This window comes from Halobacterium sp. DL1 (assembly GCA_000230955.3).
Taxonomy (GTDB): Archaea; Halobacteriota; Halobacteria; order Halobacteriales; family Halobacteriaceae; genus Halobacterium.
Window position 1 is genome coordinate 1,567,361 of the sequence record CP007060.1, and the last position, 15,686, is coordinate 1,583,046.

At 68.3% G+C, this 15,686-nt stretch carries 25 protein-coding genes; 12 read left to right on the plus strand and 13 right to left on the minus strand.

What is annotated here, in order from left to right:
• Positions 1-50 precede the first annotated feature (50 nt).
• The 4 genes from HALDL1_09760 (at position 51) to HALDL1_09775 (ending at position 1,297) form a co-directional block, all read left to right on the plus strand.
• Positions 51-335, plus strand: coding sequence for a hypothetical protein (locus HALDL1_09760; protein ID AHG03853.1), 285 nt, complete (start codon positions 51-53; stop codon positions 333-335).
• A gap of 71 nt (positions 336-406) precedes the next feature.
• Complete coding sequence (locus HALDL1_09765) at positions 407-682, plus strand: DNA-binding protein (protein AHG03854.1); 276 nt, start codon at positions 407-409, stop codon at positions 680-682.
• Positions 683-755: 73 nt separating this feature from the next.
• Positions 756-1,058: a hypothetical protein gene (locus HALDL1_09770; GenBank protein AHG03855.1), complete on the plus strand. Its 303-nt coding sequence runs from the start codon at positions 756-758 to the stop codon at positions 1,056-1,058.
• Positions 1,059-1,114: 56 nt separating this feature from the next.
• Positions 1,115-1,297 (plus strand): hypothetical protein, encoded by a 183-nt coding sequence (locus tag HALDL1_09775; protein AHG03856.1) that lies wholly within the window; start codon positions 1,115-1,117, stop codon positions 1,295-1,297.
• On the opposite strand, the gene HALDL1_09780 is transcribed toward HALDL1_09775, so the two are convergent.
• Positions 1,298-1,699, minus strand: a complete 402-nt coding sequence (locus HALDL1_09780; GenBank protein AHG03857.1) for a translation initiation factor 2 subunit beta — start codon at positions 1,697-1,699, stop codon at positions 1,298-1,300. It lies immediately after the preceding gene.
• A gap of 143 nt (positions 1,700-1,842) precedes the next feature.
• Between HALDL1_09780 and HALDL1_09785 the strand changes: the two genes are divergently transcribed.
• Positions 1,843-2,082 carry a hypothetical protein gene (locus HALDL1_09785; protein ID AHG03858.1) on the plus strand — a complete coding sequence of 80 codons (240 nt, stop codon included), beginning with the start codon at positions 1,843-1,845 and terminating at the stop codon, positions 2,080-2,082.
• Positions 2,083-2,145: 63 nt separating this feature from the next.
• On the opposite strand, the gene HALDL1_09790 is transcribed toward HALDL1_09785, so the two are convergent.
• Positions 2,146-2,571: a hypothetical protein gene (locus tag HALDL1_09790; GenBank protein ID AHG03859.1), complete on the minus strand. Its 426-nt coding sequence runs from the start codon at positions 2,569-2,571 to the stop codon at positions 2,146-2,148.
• Between the two features lie 86 nt (positions 2,572-2,657).
• On the opposite strand from HALDL1_09790, the gene HALDL1_09795 reads away from it, so the two are divergent.
• The 5 genes from HALDL1_09795 to HALDL1_09815 are packed head-to-tail and all read left to right on the plus strand — an operon-like array spanning position 2,658 to position 6,450.
• Positions 2,658-3,548, plus strand: coding sequence for an 8-oxoguanine DNA glycosylase (locus HALDL1_09795; protein ID AHG03860.1), 891 nt, complete (start codon positions 2,658-2,660; stop codon positions 3,546-3,548).
• Positions 3,549-3,581: 33 nt separating this feature from the next.
• On the plus strand, positions 3,582-4,154 hold the full coding sequence (locus HALDL1_09800) for a hypothetical protein (GenBank protein ID AHG05275.1): 573 nt from the start codon (positions 3,582-3,584) through the stop codon (positions 4,152-4,154).
• Positions 4,155-4,185: 31 nt separating this feature from the next.
• Positions 4,186-4,464, plus strand: coding sequence for an acylphosphatase (locus tag HALDL1_09805; GenBank protein ID AHG03861.1), 279 nt, complete (start codon positions 4,186-4,188; stop codon positions 4,462-4,464).
• 50 nt (positions 4,465-4,514) lie between these two features.
• Positions 4,515-5,951: a yjeF family carbohydrate kinase gene (locus tag HALDL1_09810; GenBank protein AHG03862.1), complete on the plus strand. Its 1,437-nt coding sequence runs from the start codon at positions 4,515-4,517 to the stop codon at positions 5,949-5,951.
• Entirely contained in the window at positions 5,944-6,450 is a 507-nt protein-coding gene (locus tag HALDL1_09815) for a molybdenum cofactor biosynthesis protein MoaC (GenBank protein AHG03863.1), read from the plus strand. Before HALDL1_09810 ends, HALDL1_09815 begins: the two co-directional genes overlap by 8 nt.
• On the opposite strand, the gene HALDL1_09820 is transcribed toward HALDL1_09815, so the two are convergent.
• Positions 6,447-7,754 (minus strand): GTP-binding protein HflX, encoded by a 1,308-nt coding sequence (locus HALDL1_09820; GenBank protein ID AHG03864.1) that lies wholly within the window; start codon positions 7,752-7,754, stop codon positions 6,447-6,449. The genes HALDL1_09815 and HALDL1_09820 overlap by 4 nt on opposite strands.
• Before the next feature lie 107 nt (positions 7,755-7,861).
• Here HALDL1_09820 and HALDL1_09825 point away from each other — a divergent pair, with 107 nt between their 5' ends.
• Positions 7,862-8,179, plus strand: a complete 318-nt coding sequence (locus HALDL1_09825; protein AHG03865.1) for a hypothetical protein — start codon at positions 7,862-7,864, stop codon at positions 8,177-8,179.
• Between the two features lie 14 nt (positions 8,180-8,193).
• Here HALDL1_09825 and HALDL1_09830 read toward each other — a convergent pair whose 3' ends face one another.
• From HALDL1_09830 to HALDL1_09850, 5 genes are all read right to left on the minus strand, one after another.
• A complete protein-coding gene (locus HALDL1_09830; GenBank protein ID AHG03866.1) occupies positions 8,194-8,919 on the minus strand; it encodes an RNA-associated protein in 726 nt (241 codons plus the stop codon).
• 78 nt (positions 8,920-8,997) lie between these two features.
• Complete coding sequence (locus HALDL1_09835) at positions 8,998-9,798, minus strand: proteasome subunit alpha (GenBank protein AHG03867.1); 801 nt, start codon at positions 9,796-9,798, stop codon at positions 8,998-9,000.
• Positions 9,799-9,801: 3 nt separating this feature from the next.
• Positions 9,802-10,281, minus strand: a complete 480-nt coding sequence (locus tag HALDL1_09840) for a ribonuclease P (GenBank protein AHG03868.1) — start codon at positions 10,279-10,281, stop codon at positions 9,802-9,804.
• A 53-nt stretch (positions 10,282-10,334) separates the two neighbouring features.
• Positions 10,335-10,937, minus strand: a complete 603-nt coding sequence (locus HALDL1_09845; protein AHG03869.1) for an S-adenosylmethionine-dependent methyltransferase — start codon at positions 10,935-10,937, stop codon at positions 10,335-10,337.
• A complete protein-coding gene (locus HALDL1_09850) occupies positions 10,921-11,625 on the minus strand; it encodes a ribonuclease P (GenBank protein AHG03870.1) in 705 nt (234 codons plus the stop codon). Before HALDL1_09850 ends, HALDL1_09845 begins: the two co-directional genes overlap by 17 nt.
• Positions 11,626-11,738: 113 nt before the next feature.
• On the opposite strand from HALDL1_09850, the gene HALDL1_09855 reads away from it, so the two are divergent.
• Positions 11,739-11,924, plus strand: a complete 186-nt coding sequence (locus HALDL1_09855; GenBank protein ID AHG03871.1) for a hypothetical protein — start codon at positions 11,739-11,741, stop codon at positions 11,922-11,924.
• On the opposite strand, the gene HALDL1_09860 is transcribed toward HALDL1_09855, so the two are convergent.
• The 5 genes from HALDL1_09860 to HALDL1_09880 are packed head-to-tail and all read right to left on the minus strand — an operon-like array spanning position 11,921 to position 15,650.
• Positions 11,921-12,352, minus strand: a complete 432-nt coding sequence (locus HALDL1_09860; protein AHG03872.1) for a hypothetical protein — start codon at positions 12,350-12,352, stop codon at positions 11,921-11,923. The genes HALDL1_09855 and HALDL1_09860 overlap by 4 nt on opposite strands.
• A gap of 60 nt (positions 12,353-12,412) precedes the next feature.
• Positions 12,413-12,631, minus strand: a complete 219-nt coding sequence (locus HALDL1_09865; GenBank protein AHG03873.1) for a hypothetical protein — start codon at positions 12,629-12,631, stop codon at positions 12,413-12,415.
• A gap of 48 nt (positions 12,632-12,679) precedes the next feature.
• Positions 12,680-14,779, minus strand: coding sequence for a DNA polymerase I (locus tag HALDL1_09870; protein ID AHG03874.1), 2,100 nt, complete (start codon positions 14,777-14,779; stop codon positions 12,680-12,682).
• Positions 14,779-15,021 carry a hypothetical protein gene (locus HALDL1_09875; GenBank protein ID AHG03875.1) on the minus strand — a complete coding sequence of 81 codons (243 nt, stop codon included), beginning with the start codon at positions 15,019-15,021 and terminating at the stop codon, positions 14,779-14,781. Before HALDL1_09875 ends, HALDL1_09870 begins: the two co-directional genes overlap by 1 nt.
• Positions 15,021-15,650, minus strand: a complete 630-nt coding sequence (locus HALDL1_09880) for a hypothetical protein (GenBank protein AHG03876.1) — start codon at positions 15,648-15,650, stop codon at positions 15,021-15,023. The genes HALDL1_09875 and HALDL1_09880 overlap by 1 nt, the downstream gene beginning before the upstream one ends.
• Between the last annotated feature and the right edge of the window lie 36 nt (positions 15,651-15,686).

Below are 15,686 nucleotides of genomic sequence, written 5' to 3' on the forward strand. Positions count from 1 at the left end.
CGCTTCGAGACACCCAAGCGCTTACGCCGCCACTCCACGGAGAGACGACCATGACCGCGGACCTCCACGAGAAGATGGACCGCTACGAGGGGTTGCTCGCCGAGGCGCTGGACGAGGCCGAGTCAGTCCCACCGGCGGGGACGCCGCTCGCCGAGGCGGCCGCCGAGTACGAGGAGATGGCACAGTCCTACCTCGAGGACGGGCGGCACTTCCGGGAACACGACGACCCGGTCAACGCCCTCGCCGCGTTCTCCTACGGTCACGCGTGGCTCGACGCTGGCGCGCGCATCGGCCTCTTCGACGTCCCGGAGTCGGGGCACCTGTTCACCGTGTGAGCGCCGACCCGAACGTCCGCTACGCTCCCAGTTGGGAGGTTTTACGGTACTCCGCCGCGACGGCCCGACCAATGGAGGCTGCGCTCTGGTACGTGTTGACCGGCACGCGCGGCGGCCCCAACCGGGTTCGCCTGCTGCGCGCCGTCGACGAGCAGCCGCGCAACGCGAACCAGCTCGCGGAGGACCTCGAACTGGACTACAAGACGGTTCGTCACCACCTGGACGTGCTCGTCGAGCACGACATCGTGGAGTCGAGCGGGGACGACTACGGTGCCATCTACCTGCCGACCGACCGGGTGCGAGCGAACTGGGACACCGTCGAGAACATCGTCGAGGAGGTCGAATGATGGGGCAATCCGGGCTCGAACCGGCCGAATTTGGGAAAGCGTATAACTGTTGGAGTTGCCAACGGTGGTGTAGATGACAGTCTGGGCCGACGTCTCGCGGGTCGCGATGGGGGTGAACGTGGTGCTGCTCCTCGCGCTGTGCGTCATCTGGGCGCGGAACTACCGTCGGTTCGGCTCGAAGCACACGCTCGGTCTGCTGCTGTTCGGCCTGCTGCTCCTCGGGGAGAACGCGCTCGGGCTCTACTACTTCATGATGCACGCGACGCTTGCGGGCTGGTTCGGAGGGCTGCCGGAACTCGCCGCCACCGCGCTGATGGCGCTGCGCGTCCTCGAGACGTTCGCCATCGCCTTCCTCGTCTGGGTCACCTGGGACTGAGGCTCGTCCGCGGGAGCGCGACAACCTTTTTCTGCGCTCCCGTTGGACAGTGGGACATGGCTCACGAGGCGTTCGTCCAGCTGGACTGTCCCGAATGCTCGAAGAACTGGGAGAGCACCCCCAGCGAGTTGCCCGCGCACAACGTCAATTTCAGCTGCCCGAACTGTCACGCGACCCGCCGGCTAGCGGAGTTCATGCGGACCGACCGGGACCTCGAGAATCTCAAGCGGCTGCAGTAATCAGACGGCAGACCGGGCGCCACACGCCTCGCAGTGGAGGCGCTCGTCGCCTTGCTCGTTCGCCTCGATGTTCGTGTCCGGCAGGCCACACTCCGGGCAGATGACGTACGTCTCGACGTAGTCGTCGAGCACTTCCTCGACGCGGCGCTGGCCGAACTCACCGGTGAAACGCGCGCGGCCGCGGTCGTCGATCTGTGCGCTCGTCCCGAGTTCGTTCTGGATGAACTTCAGCACGTGGTCCTGCTGTCGGCTCAGGTCGTCGAGGGTCGACTGGAAGTTCTCGTACACCGTGACGTTCCCCTCCTTCCGCACGTTCGGCTCCGGCACCTCGAAGCGGCTCTCGTTGCCCGCGATGTCGGGTTTCTCTTCCATCGCGCGGTCGAGTTGCTCTTCGTAGTCCATAGGAGGCAGAAGTGGTGTCCTGCACAAAAGCCTTTCATAAGAGGCGGCGGGAACAGCCGAGAACACGTCTCCCGTTCACTAGCAGTCGTGTTAACGGTTCTCAGGATAATACTATAACCCCTTACCCGTTAGAATCGGGTGTCATGAAGAAGCAGGAGCTAATCCACCTTCACGGCCTTCTCGCGGAGGTCGGGAACTACTACGAGCAGCGAGAGAACGACGACATTCCACTCGACGAGTACGAGGACCTCGGTGTACGACCGACGTCTATCCACAAGTCGAAAACAGACCACAAAGCAGCAGTGTTCGCACTGGCCGGCGGCATCACGTCCACGATGAACGACGCCGAAGAGACGGACGCGGTCCCGGCCCAGGCCGACTAACTCGTCGGAACGCGACGGCTCCTCGTACAGCAACACTCCACAGCGACAGCCTCGCTCTGCGGTCTACGTGCCGTCCGTCGACGGACCCCGGCCACCGTCCCCACGCTCCTCGCTCCCCGCGTCCTCGGTCTCCTCCGCTCCGTCCTCGCTCTCCTCGATCACCTCGACGGTGAGCACCTCCAGTGGGATGTTCTCCAGTCGCTGACCGATCTCCTTCCTGGCGATGCGGGCGGCGTGCTCCTCGCGCTCGACGTTGAACACGGTCATCTCGAGTTCCAGGGCGACGAGGCTCTCGTCGGCCGCGACGAACGCCGGTTCCAGGACCTCCCCGCAGTGTGGGCACGACCGGTCGCCCATGCTGATCTCGACGTAGTTGAGGTCCGGATTCAGCATCTCGCCGGTCTTCGAGATGGCGATGCGCACTGCTTCGTCTGCGGACTGCACGTCGTAGACGGGGACGGCAGCCTCGACGACCACCCTACAATCCATAGCTACCTGAACTGTTCGCGGGCAACGTAGAAGAAATTTGGCCCGGAACCGAACCCGTCTTCACCCGCGACGGCCAAATCCGGCCGATGGAGCGCGGCGCTATCGCCCTCGACGACGTTCCGGGTTCGGTGGACCTCCAGTCGACCCTGGAGAGCGGACAGACGTACCTCTGGTGGCGGCCCGACGGCGCGACCTACGACACGACTGGCGCGTACGGCGGCGACGCCTGGTACCGGACCGTCGTCGACGGCGACGTGGTCGAGGTCAGACAGACCCCGGACGCGGTGGAGTGGCGCGCGACGACGGACGCCGACCCGCTCGTGCGTGAACTGCTCGGCCTGCACGACGACCTCCACGAGATACGGGCGGCGGTCACGGACGACGAGCTGCTCCAGGCGGCGTGGGACACCTACGACGGCCTGCGCATCGTCCGGGACCCGTTCTTCGGCTGCCTCGTCTCGTTCATCTGCTCGGCCCAGATGCGCGTCGAGCGCATCTTCGCGATGCAGGAGGCGCTCCGGGAGACGTACGGCGACCCCATCGAGTACGACGGCGAGACGGTGCACGGCTTCCCCGAACCGGCGGCGCTCGCGGCCGCCACGGAGGACGACCTCCGAGACCTCAAACTCGGCTACCGCGCGCCGTACGTCCAGCGCACCGCCGAGATGGTCGCCACCGGGGAACTCACCAAAGCGGACGTCGAGGGCCGGGCGTACGAGACGGCACGCGACGCGCTCACCGGGTTCGTCGGCGTCGGCGACAAGGTGGCGGACTGCGTGCTGCTGTTCTCGCTGGGCTACCTGGAGGCCGTCCCGCTGGACACGTGGATGCGAACGGCCATCGAGGAGCACTACCCGGACTGCGACCACGGCAACTACGCCGACACCTCGCGGGCCATCCGGGAGCGCTTCGGCCCGTACGCGGGCTACACCCAGACCCACCTGTTCCACTACCTCCGGTCGGGCGACGACACCTGAAGACACTTACCGGACCCGCGAGCTTCGGCGAGTATGGTTTCTCGGAGGCGACTGCTCACGGCCGTCGCGTCGGCCGCCGCGGTCACCGGTTGTCTCTCGTCGCCGGACGCGTCGGCAGCTGACGGAACGGAGACGTCCACACGGACGACCGAAACGACGACCCGAACGACCGAAACGACGACCACGACGGAGAAAACGCGCGACCGGGCGACGGACGACACGAAATACGACCGGACTGTCGTGGAGAACCGGACGGACACCGAACACCGTGTTTCCGTGGCAATCGAACTGGACGGCGAGACGCTCCACGAGGGGACCTACCGTGTACCCGCGAAGACGGGGCTCCGCATCGAACAGCAGTTCGACTGGGGAACGCAGACGGTCCGGGCCGCCGTCGACGGCGGCGAGACGAGAACGTACGAGTGGGAGCACGGGTCCTGTGCGAACACGCCCCACCCGAACGGCAACCAGAACGCCGGCGTCGTCGTCGAACCGGGCGAGTGGTTGTTCGTGACGAACGGCTGTGACTACCTGAAACTCGGCCAGGTGTACGTCGAGGAGTACGCGCCGGCGTCCGAGCACACTGTCACGTCCACGACAGCGTAGTTTTTTCGCTGGCACGGACAATGGTGCACGTATGTCCGACCGCACACGCGCACACGTCTTCGTCTCGGGCACCGTCCAGGGCGTCTACTACCGCGCGACGACACGCGAGCAGGCGGGCGAACACGGCGTCGACGGCTGGGTTCGGAATCTGGAGGACGGCCGCGTCGAAGCAGTGTTCGAGGGACCCGAGGACGCCGTCGAGGCGATGGTCGACTGGTGCCACGAGGGCAGTCCTGCTGCCCACGTCGAAGACATCGAAGTCGAGTACGACGACCCCGAGGGCGAGACCGGCTTCCGCGTCCGCCGGTAGCCGCCGCGCGCCCCCACGGTTTTAGGGTGGACGGCGACGAACGACCGGACATGATCACCAGCGAGCGCATGGCCGCAGTCGATCGGAACGCGGCCGCCCTCGGCGTCCCACGGAAGCAGCTGATGGAGTCCAGTGGGAACGCCGTCGCCCGCGAAGTACGGGACATCGCCGACACCGGTGCGAGCGTCGCCGTCGTCGCGGGTCGCGGGAACAACGGGGGCGACGCGTTCGTCGCGGCGCGCTTCCTCGACGACTACGACGTCACCGTCCACCTGCTTGGCCGACCGGAGTCCATCGCGACCGACATCAGCCGCGAGAACTGGGCAGCGCTCCAGCAGGCGGAGTACGACACTCGGATAGTCAAAGATTCTCGGAGTCTCGACCTCGGCGACCCGGACGTCGTCGTCGATGGCATCCTCGGGACTGGCGTCTCCGGCGCACCCCGGCAGCCCGAATCGTCGGCCATCGAAGCCGTCAACGATGCCGGAGCGACTGTCGTCGCCGTCGACGTCCCCTCCGGAATGGACGCGGACTCCGGCGAGACGTCGGGAGCCGCCATCGACGCGGACCGGGTCGTGACGTTCCACGACCAGAAACCCGCGCTCGCGGACCGCGAGGACGTCACCGTCGCGGACATCGGCATCCCCGACGCCGCCGACCTGTTCGTCGGCCCGGGCGACCTCCAGCGCCTCGAACGCGACCCCCAGGCCCACAAGGGGGAGTTCGGGCGCGTGCTGGTCGTCGGTGGCGGTCCGTACACCGGCGCGCCCGCGCTCAGCGCGCAGGCGACGCTCCGCGCGGGCGCCGACCTCGCCTTCCTCGCCGTCCCCGACAACGTCGCGGACAGCGTGCGCGGCTACAGCGAGAACCTCATCGTCGACTCCCTCGTCGGGAACCGCCTCGTCCCCGAGCACGTCCCCGAACTCCTCGACCGAGCTGAGGACGTGGACGTGGTCGTGCTCGGCCCCGGTCTGGGCGACGCCGACGACACGCTCGCGGCCGTCATGGCGTTCCTCGAGAAGTTCGACGGAACCGCGGTCGTCGACGCCGACGCGCTCCAGGTCGTCCCGGAGGTGGACACCGACGCGACGCTCGTCTGCACGCCCCACCAGGGCGAGCTACAGGGGATGGGCGGCCCGAGCGCGGAAAGCTGGGAGGAACGGGCCGAAGCCGTCGAGTCGTTCGCCGCCGAACTCGGCCACACGCTACTCGTGAAGGGCGCCTACGACGTGGTCTCGGACGGCGACACCACTCGCGTGAACCGCACCGGCAACCCCGGCATGACCGTCGGCGGCACCGGCGACGTGCTGGCGGGCGCGACGGCCGCGATGTGCTCGACGCTCGACCCCGTTCCCGCGGCGAGCGTCGGCGCGTACGCCAACGGCACCGCCGGCGACCTGGTCGTCGACGAGCAGGGGTACGGCCTGCTCGCGACCGACCTGATCGATGCGCTTCCCCGCGCGCTCTGGGGTGACGGCGATGAGTGAAAATAGCGAGAACTCGACGGCCGGCGACGACCTCACGCACACCACCGACGACGGCGACGTCCAGATGGTCGACGTCGGCGACAAGCCCGACACCGCGCGACGGGCGGTCGCCCGGGGCGAGATTCGTCTCTCGTCGTCGACCGTCGACGCGATTCGTGCCGACGAAATCGGGAAGGGCGACGTGCTCGCGACGGCTAGAGTCGGCGCCGTGCAGGCCGTCAAGCACACCTGGGAGACCATCCCGATGTGCCACCAGATTCCCATCACGAACGTCGAGACGAAGTTCGACGTGCGCGACGACCGCGTGGTGCTAGAGGTCGCCGTCGAGACGACCGGGAAGACGGGCTGCGAGATGGAGGCCCTGGAGGGCGTCACCACTGGGCTGAACGTCGTCTGGGACATGGTGAAAGCGGCCGAAAAGGACGAGTCGGGTCAGTATCCAGGCACTGCTATCGAGGGCGTGGAGGTCGTCTCGAAGGAGAAGCGGGAACTGGACTAGGCCTCGGCGACGAGTTCGCTGGCCTTCGCGTGGGACTGCTCGACGACGGTGGGCCGAGCTTCGAAGTCGATGACGACCTGTTCGTCACCGTAGTCCACCTCGCGGACGTACGCGTGGTCGTGGACCCAGGAGACGACACTCATCGTGTCCTCGGTCATCGGGAGGACGAGTTTCTCGCGCTCCCGCGGCGGGAGTTCGGCGTCGATGCGCGACCGGAGCGTGTCGAGGTTGGTGGCTTCAAGGCCGCTCACCGCGACCGGGTTCGGGGCGAGCGCCGACAGCGCCTCCATCTTCTCCGCGAGTTCGTCCTCGTCCACAGTGTCGACTTTGTTGAACACGGTGATGATGGGCGCCTCGTTGCGCTCGTAGAGGGTGTCGTGGCTCGTCGTCAGCTTCTCGCGTATCTCGTCGATAGACTCGCCGGCGTCTACGACGAGGAGCACGAGGTCCGCCTGGTAGACGGATTCGAGCGTGGACTTGAACGACTCCACGAGCCAGTGCGGCAGGTCGCTGATGAACCCGACGGTGTCCGTGAGCAGGACGTTCCGGCGGTCCATCTCGAGGCGCCGGGTCGTCGTCCCGAGGGTCGTGAACAGCTCGTCCTGGGACTCCGCGGTGGTGTCGAGGTCGGGGTGGAGGTCCTCGTTCTCGTCGACGTCCAGGTCGTCGGCAAGCTGGCGGAGTAGCGTCGACTTCCCGGCGTTCGTGTAGCCCGCCAGCGCCACGAGGTCGAAGCCGGACTCCCGGCGGGTGTCCCGCCGCTGGGACTCTGTCTTCTCGATCTTCTCGAGTTCGTCACGGATGCGAGAGATCTGGGCCTTGATGTCCTGCTCGCGGCTCTCGTCGTACTCGCCCAGCCCCATGAACCCGGGTCGCTCGTCGCGCTTCGCGAGGCTCGTCTTGGCTTCGGCCCGCGGGAGTTCGTACCTGAGTTCCGCGAGCTCGACCTGTAGCTGGGCCTTCCGCGTGTGTGCGCGCTGCCCGAAGATGTCCAGAATGAGGCGGAAGCGGTCGCCTACCTCGGTGTCCTCGGGGAGCCGCTGGCCCAGGTTGTACGTCTGGTAGGGGCCGAGACGGTTGTCGAAGACGACCCGGTCGGCGTCCGTCTCGTCGACGACCACCGCCAGTTCCTCGACCTTCCCTTCACCGAACTGGAGGGCCGCGTCGGCTTTCCGCTCCTGGGTCACTTCCGCGGCCACGTCGTAGCCCGCGGCGCGAACAAGGTCCCTGATTTCGGCGGTGTCCGGAGTGCCGTCGTCGACGCGCTTGGCGACGACAGCCACGTTCGTATCGGTTCCTGTCACTCGCTGTGAGCTACGCCCCGGCGATACTTAACTTCGGGGCGAGGAACGTGTCACGAACGTAGCGACTGGACACAAGAGTCTTACCAGTTGGTTGCACAGTGGTTCCTATGCCAGACGTAGATCTGACCACACTCGGCATCGAGTTCGGCGGTGGTGCGGGCATCGGTGCGATAATCGGGTTCGCCGCGAAGAAGATCGCGAAGCTCATCGCGGTCATCGTCGGCCTCCAGCTCGCGCTGTTCAAGTTCCTCGAGTCGCGGGGTATCCTCGAAGTCGACTGGAACCGTCTCACGGCCGGGATGGTGAAGGCGACGGAAGTCGGGGCGGGCGGCGCGCCGCCGTCGTGGATGAACACCATCCTCTCGACGCTGTCGGTCAGCGCCGGGTTCACCGGCGGCTTCCTGCTCGGCTTCCGGCGCGGATAACTGGCTGCGGGCGGTTACCGTGTGTCCAGTTCGTCCTTTTCCTTGACTATCTGCGTCTCGCCCTCCCCCTCGGAGACCTCGTTGACGAGTCCGTAGAAGTCGTTTTGCATCCCCGCGGGGAACGTCAGCACGCCCACCCACGAGCCGTCGGCCTGCCACTCCTCGCGTTCGAGTTCCGCGAACTCACGGACGCGGGCCTGCCCGCTCCCGGCGTAGTCCGCGGGCAACTGGACGGCCACCGTCACCTCCTCGAAGCGGATGGGAATCACCGGACGGAGCGCCTCCAGAGCGTCGTCGACCTGCTGCTCGGCGGGCGTCATCGGGTCGACGGTGAACCCGGCCTCCTCCAGCGCGCTCTCGATGCGCTCTGGTGGGTGCGGGGCGTCGTCCATCTGCGGGTTGATGGCGTTCCGCGTGATGGTGTTGATGAGCTTCCGGCGCTTTTGCTCCTGCATCTCCTCTCGCTGCTCGGCGGTGATCTGGATCTCCCCGCGTTCGATGACCTCCGGGATGATCTCCATCGGGTCCGTCGTCCCGAACACCTCCTCTAGGTCCTCCTCGGCGGGCCGGTCGCCGCGGGAGGCGTTCTCGAAGACGTCGCGCGCGGCGATGACGTCCTCGAGTTCGCCCTCGAACTCGTCGCGTTTCATCTCCAGGGCGGCGTCGGGGTCCACGAGTACCTCGAATCGCTCCCCGTGCGTCTCCAGGCGAGCCGTCACGGCCTCGTCGAGTGAAATCATACGCGTCGTTTCGTCGGGTCACTAAAAAGACCTTCTCCCGCGAGTCGCGCTAGCACGGAACGTGGTCGCGGCCGAACCTCACTCCTCGCTCTCTTCGTCCGCGCCGCTCTCGTCCTCCTGGCTACCGTCGTCCTCGTCCTCGTCCTCGTTCTCCGGGAGCAGTTCGTGTTCGCCGAGGTACCCCCTGATCTCGTCGTCCGTCAGTTCGTCGAACGTGGCCGTCTCCACGTCGATGGTCCCGACGCCGACGTCCTTCGGCGTGAGGGAGTCCCGTATCTGGCCGAGCGCGCGGAGCGCGAGTTCGACGCCCTCGTCGAGCGTGAGGTCGGGTTCGTACTCGTCCTCGAGGTAGTCCTGGACGTCCGAGCGGTTCTCGCCGATGGCGATTGCCTTCCACTCGTAGGGGGTGCCCGAGGGGTCCGTCTCGTAGAGGTGCGGTTCGCCGTCGGAGACCCCGCCGATGAGGAGGGCGACGCCGAACGGGCGTGCGCCCCCGACCTGCGTGTACTGCTGGATGTGGTCGGTGATATCCTTCGTGAGCGTCTCCACCGCGATGGGTTCGTCGTAGCGGACGCGGTTGACCTGCGCGTCGCGGCGCGCGAAGTCGATGAGCTGGCGGGCGTCGGCGACGTGGCCCGCGCTCGCGATACCGATGTGGTCGTCGGCCTTGTGGATCTTCTCGACGGACGTCTCCTCCATCAGGTCCGAGCTGATGCGCTTGTCGACGAGGAGGACGACGCCTTCGGCGGTCCGGACGCCGATGCTCGGCGTGCCGCGCTTGACTGCCTCCCGCGCGTACTCGACCTGGTAGAGTCGGCCGTCCGGGGAGAAGATGGTGATACCGCGGTCGTACGCCTGTTGCTGGTTCTGGCCTTGCATATTTCACCTGCAGTCGAATGTCGTCGCGCCGACGAACGACTCGCCGAGTTCCACGTCGACGCGCTCGCCGCGGACGACGGCGCGCCTGCAGTCGCCGTCGAACGCGACCGTCTCGTCCGATGAGGATTCTGCTCCGTCTCCTAAATACTTTTCCGCGGCCGCTCTGATCGTGCCCGAGACGCCCCGTACGGCGACTCTGATGGGGTTACCGTGGACCGAGTCCACGCACGCGACGGCGGCGCGCGCCCGCTCGACCTCCCCCCGGCGCACCCTGAGGAGCGCCTCGCCGCTCCCCGAGTCGAACGCGAACCGGACGACGCGGAGGTCCGCGTCCGCGCTGCCCGCGTCCCCCACGAGGTTCTGGGCGGCGAACCAGACGCTGCGCTGGAACTCCCCGCGGGAGACCGCTGCGTCCGGCCACGCCTCGAGTTCGACGGCGAGGTAGCGCCAGCGCGGCCGGAGGTGTTTCGGGAGGTGCTTCACGCCACTACGTTCGCCGGGCACCCATTTGTCAGTTTGTGTTGAGCAGCGGGCAGCTACCGGCGCTCGGCGACCAACACGCCGACCTGGTCGTGGACCATCTCGACGGCCGTCAGCGCGTAGCCCGCGTCCGTGAACGCGTCCGCGAGCAGGCCGACCGTCGCGGGGTCGTCCACTTTGGGGCTGAAGAACGGGTCGTCGGGGTCCGGTTCGCCGAAGAACATCACGTCTCCGAGCACTATCTTCCGGGGGCCGAGAGCGGCGATGGTCGCTATCGCGTCGCGCTTCTCCGCGTCGCTCAGGTGGTGCATCGCGAAGTTCGAGGTGACGACACTCACCGCGCCGTCGTAGTTCGGCTCCCGGAACCGGCCTTGGCCGAACTCGACGTTCTCCAGGCCGCGCTCGGCGGCCTTCTCCCGGGCCTGGGCGAGCATCCCGTCGCTGATGTCGCGGCCCACGACGCGCTCCGCGGCGTCGGCGAGGCCGAGAGCGATGGCGCCCGTCCCACACCCCAGGTCGAGGACCGTGTCGTCGCTCTCGGGAGCGGCGTGTTCGAGGACGAGCGCGACGCACTCGTTGTACTCCTCGCTCTTGTCCTCGTCGTACTCCGCGGCCACCTCGTCGAAGCGAGCGGCGTGCTCGTCAAGCGTCTTCTTCATCGTCGGCGACTTCGACGCCCGGCGCAATGAACTCCTCGGAGAGCAGTTCCCGGTTGCGCTCCGCGAGAACACCCCACTCCTCGAGACCCGCGCGGACCTGCTCGCGGTCGAACCCGATCTCCTCGCCGACGGCGAGCAGTTCCCGGGGTGCGCGCAGTTCGAGGTGGGAGGTCGGGTCCGCGCTCACGACGAACGGCGCGTCGTAGTACTCCACGAGTTCCCGGAGTTTCCGGAGACCCCGCAGCGCTTGCACGCGCTCGCCGCCCTCGGCGCGAAGCACACCCGAGAGGTCGAACTCGATGCGGACGCCGTTCTCCTTCGCGGCCTTGACGATCACGTGGTTGACGTCGCCGTCGCCGCGCATCGGCCCGGCCAGCACGTCAACCTTCGGTGATTCCGCGACGAACCGATTGAGTTCCGGCGTACCCCCGCGCACGGCCAGCAGGGTCACTTGCTCCCGGAGGCTGGCGATGGAGCCGCTGGCGTGCGAGCGGTCCTCGGCGTCCACTTCCACGCCGTCCACGACGTCCACGTCGTACTCTTCGCGGACCGCGTCGAGGTCGGTCTCCGGGCGGGCGTCGCTCCGACTCCGCACCACGACGCCGTCGAAGCCGTCGCTCGCGGCGGTCAGCGCGAACCGCGCGACGGTGCTCTCGCCGTCTGGGTGGGCGTGGACGGCCTCGTACACGGACTCTCGTTGACACCCGCTCCTAAAAACGCGTGCGGTCCGGGCGCCGGTTAGCGTCGCCCAAACGTGTTAGGCAGACACCAACTATCTCGGCCGGACCCGTACTCGACGGTATGCCCGAGAGCACCGAGCGCGCGACCTGGACCGACCCCGAGACGTGCCCGTTCTGTGGCGAAGCGTTACGGAACGGCGGCGCGGGCTTCGTGGAACACGCCGACGCGAACGCCGACTGCAGGACGCGATTCGACGAGTGGCGGGAGAACGTCGCTGGAGACGTGCGGTCCGAGTGGTCCGGCTAGGCCGCTTCGTCGGCCAGCGCGTCGCGGGCGTTCTCCACGGCTGCCTCCTTGTTCGCGGGGTACGCCTCGACTTTCGCCCGGAGGGAGATGCCGTTGCCCAGGCGGGCGTCCCCGAGGAACGCCTCCTGCTTGTCGAGGTGGACGAACAGCGAGCAGTTGTCGTCGACGCGCTGGTCGAGTTCCCCGCGGATGCGGTCGATGTCCGCGCCGTCGCGCAGCTGGCCGAGGACGTGGCGCATCTCGTCGGCGCGCTCGACGCGCGCCGAGAGCACCACGATGCGGTCGCCGTGGTGGCCCGCCGATTCGGCGCGTTCGAGTTCGACGTCCTCCGGGAGGAAGTGCTGGAGGGCGTCGGCGACGCGGTTCTCGTCCTCCGTGTCGTAGCAGAACGCCCGAAGGTCGACGTAGTGGAACGGAACCTCGCTCATTGATTCTGGGTACTCACCGGACGCCTAAAAGGGACGCTACTGCGGGCCGCTCGCGGGTCGCTACTCTTCGCTGTCTTCTTCGGCGTCCTCGAGGTCCTCGCCGTCCGCCGCTTCGAGGTTGTCCGAGGGGACGCCGGCTTCCTGGCCGTCCTCGAAGCTGACGGTGTAGTTCGGCTCGCCGAACATCGTGTCGACGACCTGCGTGACGCTGCCGGTCTGGCCGTCGTACTCGCTGTGCTTGTCGTGCAGGACGACTTCGTCGTCTTCCTCGAAGCTCATACAACTGGATTCCGTCGGCCCGCTCAAAAACACCCCGATTCCGGCGCCTCAGAACGACGACAGCGTCACGTCACGCGTCCCCCGTAGCTCACGTTCCACCCGCGAGCGGTCCCAGCCGAACGGCGAGAGCACGGTCGCTGCGGCCCGCACGAGGCAGTCGGCGTAGTGGTCGGTGTCGTAGTCCGCACAGTCCTCGAACGGGAGGCGGACGCGCCGCCGGCCGTCCGCGTCGTCGTCCACGACGACGTACTCGACGCTCTGGCCGGGATGGCGCTCGACGCCGTGGGCCTCGTACCGCCGGAGCGCCGCGACCGTGCGCGTCTCCCGGTCGTACTCGCCGGCGGGCTTCGACGCACGGCGAGTCACCACGAGGTCCGCGGGAGCCACCTCGCCCGCCCGGAGCGTCGCGAGGTCCCGCGAGAGCGCGTCCACCACGACGCCCGGGCCGCCGCGGTCGAGGACGCGCAGCCACTCGCGCTGGCAGTCCGCGACGAACGACGGCGTCGAGCGGCGGCGCGCCTCCACGCCCCTGAGTTTGTGGTCGTCTTCCCCGGCGACCTTCCCGAAGTACGACGTGAGCGCGCCACCGCCGCCGTCGCGCCGGGGCACGAAACAGACCCAGTCGTAGTGGCCGTCGCGCTCGAGGCGCACGTCCCGGTTCTCGGTGATGCGCTCGCAGACGTCGTCCAGTGGCTCCGGGTCGTCGGCGGGCGTCACCCAGACGCTGTCCACGATGGCGTGGGCGACGTGCCAGCCCGCGGCCTCCAGCGTCTCCTTCGCGCCGAGCAGGATGTCCCGCGCGTAGGCGTTGATGGCCTCGTGGCACTCGATGCGGCCGAACTTGCTGTTCCGGTAGCCCTGGTAGCCGAAACACGACACCAGCACCCACTTGATGGCCGCCGACTTCGCTTCGAGGCGCTCGGCCGCGTCCCCGGTCGCCGTCTCCAGCGCATCCTTGATGCCGCGGCGGTCGTCCAGCAGCGGACCGAGCACGTCCCCGAGGAAGCCGTCCTCGGGACAGAGGTTGTAGCCGAGTTCCGGCACCACCATCCGGTCGGGGTGACAGTCGCAGAGGACGGTGTCCGGGCTGACGTTGTACTCGCGGATGATGTTCGGGTACAGCGACGCGAAATCCACCGCGTAGACGTCCTCGTGGCGGCCGACCTCCGGCGCGAGCGTCGTGCCGCCGCGGTCCGCGGCGTGGAGCGTGCGGGCGTCGGTGAACTGCTCGGGTTCCCACTTGTTCCACGGAACGAGCACGCCGCGGTCCAGTGCCTCCCGCGTCTGCATCGCGGTGAGGACGTTGCCGATGCTCGCCCACCCGGCCTCCTCGATGGGTTTCCACGAGCGCTCGACGAGGTAGCGCAGGCCAGCGAGCCCGGACTGCCCCCAGAGGAAGCTGTTGGACTCGTCCAGCACGGCCCGCCCCGGCACCGTGTACCGGGCGGGCGAGTGGCCGGTGCGCCCGTAGCTCTCGTACGTGTTCGCGCCCGACAACTGGGTGACGCCGCCCGCCTCGCGGCCCCACTGCAGCGACACGCCCACCTCGCTCGCGCGGTCGGCGGCGAGTTCGAGGAGTGCGCCGTGACTCACCACCAGCACGTCCGGGTTCTCGCGGGTGAGTCGCGTCGCCAGCGTGCGCAGGACGGCGCCCTCGTCGCCCGCGACGCGCTCGCCGTCGACCCGGAGTTCGGTGAAGTCGCCGTCGGCGAGCGCGCGGTCGGTCGTCCGCACCGCGAGCGTACGCAACTCGCGGTCCGGCGTCGGGTCCGTTCCCGTCTCCACGCAGTACCGGAACCCCGGCGAGAAGTCGACGTTGTACAGCCGGAACGTGCCGGGGGCGCGGCCGCGCTCGTGGCGCTCGCGCACCTCCCGTGCGAGCGTCCGGACCTCTCGGACGCGCTCGACGTCCACCGCCAGCACCTCGGTCCGGTCGTCCGCGTGCAGGTCGAGGAAACGCTCGACCCACCGGAGGTCGGCGACCTTCGGGTCGTCGTCGAGCGCGTCCGCGAGCGACCCGAGCGCGCCGTCGCTGGCGTGGACGAACACGGTCGGCCGGTAGTCGGTGTCGCGTTCGGCGCGCCCCCCGTCCTCGGTGAGATGCCACGCCGTCACGCCGTTTTCGTCCACGTCGAAGGCGTACGCCATCAGTCGAGTCGCTCGCGGAGGTCCCGGAGCGCCGCCTCCTGGGCGACCAGCACCGAGAGGATGGCGGCGCGCTCCGGGTCGACCGCGTTCAGGTGGCCGGCGGCGTGGGCGTGGTTCCGGGCGCGCTCGAAGACGCGGTCGAAGTCCTGCTTGCGCTCGCGGCGGAGCGCCCGCCGGAACGACTGGCAGCGCTGCTCGTAGGCGTCGAGGTGGTCGCGGTACGTCGCGTTCGTGCGGCCCATCAGACCACCACCTCCGGTTCCGGCGGCTCAATGCGCTCGGCCACCCGCCCCGCGACGTCGACCCAGTACGGGATGGTCGTCTGCCAGCCGTTCTGCGTCCAGTACGCCGTCGTCTCGACGTCCTCGCCCTCGAAACGCGGGCCGAACCGCGTCTCCTCGACGGAGAGTTCGGCGTCGGCGTGCTCGGCGACTCTGTCGTCGTCCGTGGCGGTCACGAGCACCGGCACGTCCCGCGCGTCGGCGAGCGCCGAGAGCGTGGACAGCGACGCCGTCCGGAGCCGCTCGGCCTCGCAGGCGAGCAGGTCGTCGTCGCGGTAGCAGTCGTCCACCGCGGGCGCGACGACGAGACTGGTCGGCCGCCGGGCGTCGGCCACCAGTTGCCGGACGAGCGCGTGGTGCTGGTGGGCGGTGAACGCCCGCGCCACCCGCACACGGTCGAGGACGCGGTGGGAGCGCGCGGCGTCGGCGAGCGCGTACGTCGAGGCGTGGTTCCGGGCGTCGACCCAGCGAGCGGGGCCGTCGCGGCGGTCCAGCACGGCGACGACGAGCGCCGCAATCTCGCCGCGGTCGCCGCCCCGGAGCAGTGTCACGCCCGAGTCGAGTGTCGGCAGTGGGTCTGCGCGTGGCATACTCCAAGCGAGTGTCGACGCCCCGGATAACGGACG

Excerpts from the sequence above, each read along its gene's own strand:
- HALDL1_09795 (AHG03860.1), top strand. The coding sequence starts at position 2,658 with ATGGAGCGCGGCGCTATCGCCCTCGACGACGTTCCGGGTTCGGTGGAC.
- HALDL1_09810 (AHG03862.1), top strand. The coding sequence starts at position 4,515 with ATGATCACCAGCGAGCGCATGGCCGCAGTCGATCGGAACGCGGCCGCC.
- HALDL1_09815 (AHG03863.1), top strand. The coding sequence starts at position 5,944 with ATGAGTGAAAATAGCGAGAACTCGACGGCCGGCGACGACCTCACGCAC.
- HALDL1_09785 (AHG03858.1), top strand. The coding sequence starts at position 1,843 with ATGAAGAAGCAGGAGCTAATCCACCTTCACGGCCTTCTCGCGGAGGTC.
- HALDL1_09765 (AHG03854.1), top strand. The coding sequence starts at position 407 with ATGGAGGCTGCGCTCTGGTACGTGTTGACCGGCACGCGCGGCGGCCCC.
- HALDL1_09855 (AHG03871.1), top strand. The coding sequence starts at position 11,739 with ATGCCCGAGAGCACCGAGCGCGCGACCTGGACCGACCCCGAGACGTGC.
- HALDL1_09830 (AHG03866.1), bottom strand. The coding sequence starts at position 8,919 with ATGATTTCACTCGACGAGGCCGTGACGGCTCGCCTGGAGACGCACGGG.
- HALDL1_09770 (AHG03855.1), top strand. The coding sequence starts at position 756 with ATGACAGTCTGGGCCGACGTCTCGCGGGTCGCGATGGGGGTGAACGTG.
- HALDL1_09835 (AHG03867.1), bottom strand. The coding sequence starts at position 9,798 with ATGCAAGGCCAGAACCAGCAACAGGCGTACGACCGCGGTATCACCATC.
- HALDL1_09880 (AHG03876.1), bottom strand. The coding sequence starts at position 15,650 with ATGCCACGCGCAGACCCACTGCCGACACTCGACTCGGGCGTGACACTG.
- HALDL1_09870 (AHG03874.1), bottom strand. The coding sequence starts at position 14,779 with ATGGCGTACGCCTTCGACGTGGACGAAAACGGCGTGACGGCGTGGCAT.
- HALDL1_09875 (AHG03875.1), bottom strand. The coding sequence starts at position 15,021 with ATGGGCCGCACGAACGCGACGTACCGCGACCACCTCGACGCCTACGAG.
- HALDL1_09760 (AHG03853.1), top strand. The coding sequence starts at position 51 with ATGACCGCGGACCTCCACGAGAAGATGGACCGCTACGAGGGGTTGCTC.
- HALDL1_09825 (AHG03865.1), top strand. The coding sequence starts at position 7,862 with ATGCCAGACGTAGATCTGACCACACTCGGCATCGAGTTCGGCGGTGGT.
- HALDL1_09860 (AHG03872.1), bottom strand. The coding sequence starts at position 12,352 with ATGAGCGAGGTTCCGTTCCACTACGTCGACCTTCGGGCGTTCTGCTAC.
- HALDL1_09780 (AHG03857.1), bottom strand. The coding sequence starts at position 1,699 with ATGGACTACGAAGAGCAACTCGACCGCGCGATGGAAGAGAAACCCGAC.
- HALDL1_09800 (AHG05275.1), top strand. The coding sequence starts at position 3,582 with ATGGTTTCTCGGAGGCGACTGCTCACGGCCGTCGCGTCGGCCGCCGCG.
- HALDL1_09845 (AHG03869.1), bottom strand. The coding sequence starts at position 10,937 with ATGAAGAAGACGCTTGACGAGCACGCCGCTCGCTTCGACGAGGTGGCC.
- HALDL1_09775 (AHG03856.1), top strand. The coding sequence starts at position 1,115 with ATGGCTCACGAGGCGTTCGTCCAGCTGGACTGTCCCGAATGCTCGAAG.
- HALDL1_09865 (AHG03873.1), bottom strand. The coding sequence starts at position 12,631 with ATGAGCTTCGAGGAAGACGACGAAGTCGTCCTGCACGACAAGCACAGC.
- HALDL1_09805 (AHG03861.1), top strand. The coding sequence starts at position 4,186 with ATGTCCGACCGCACACGCGCACACGTCTTCGTCTCGGGCACCGTCCAG.
- HALDL1_09790 (AHG03859.1), bottom strand. The coding sequence starts at position 2,571 with ATGGATTGTAGGGTGGTCGTCGAGGCTGCCGTCCCCGTCTACGACGTG.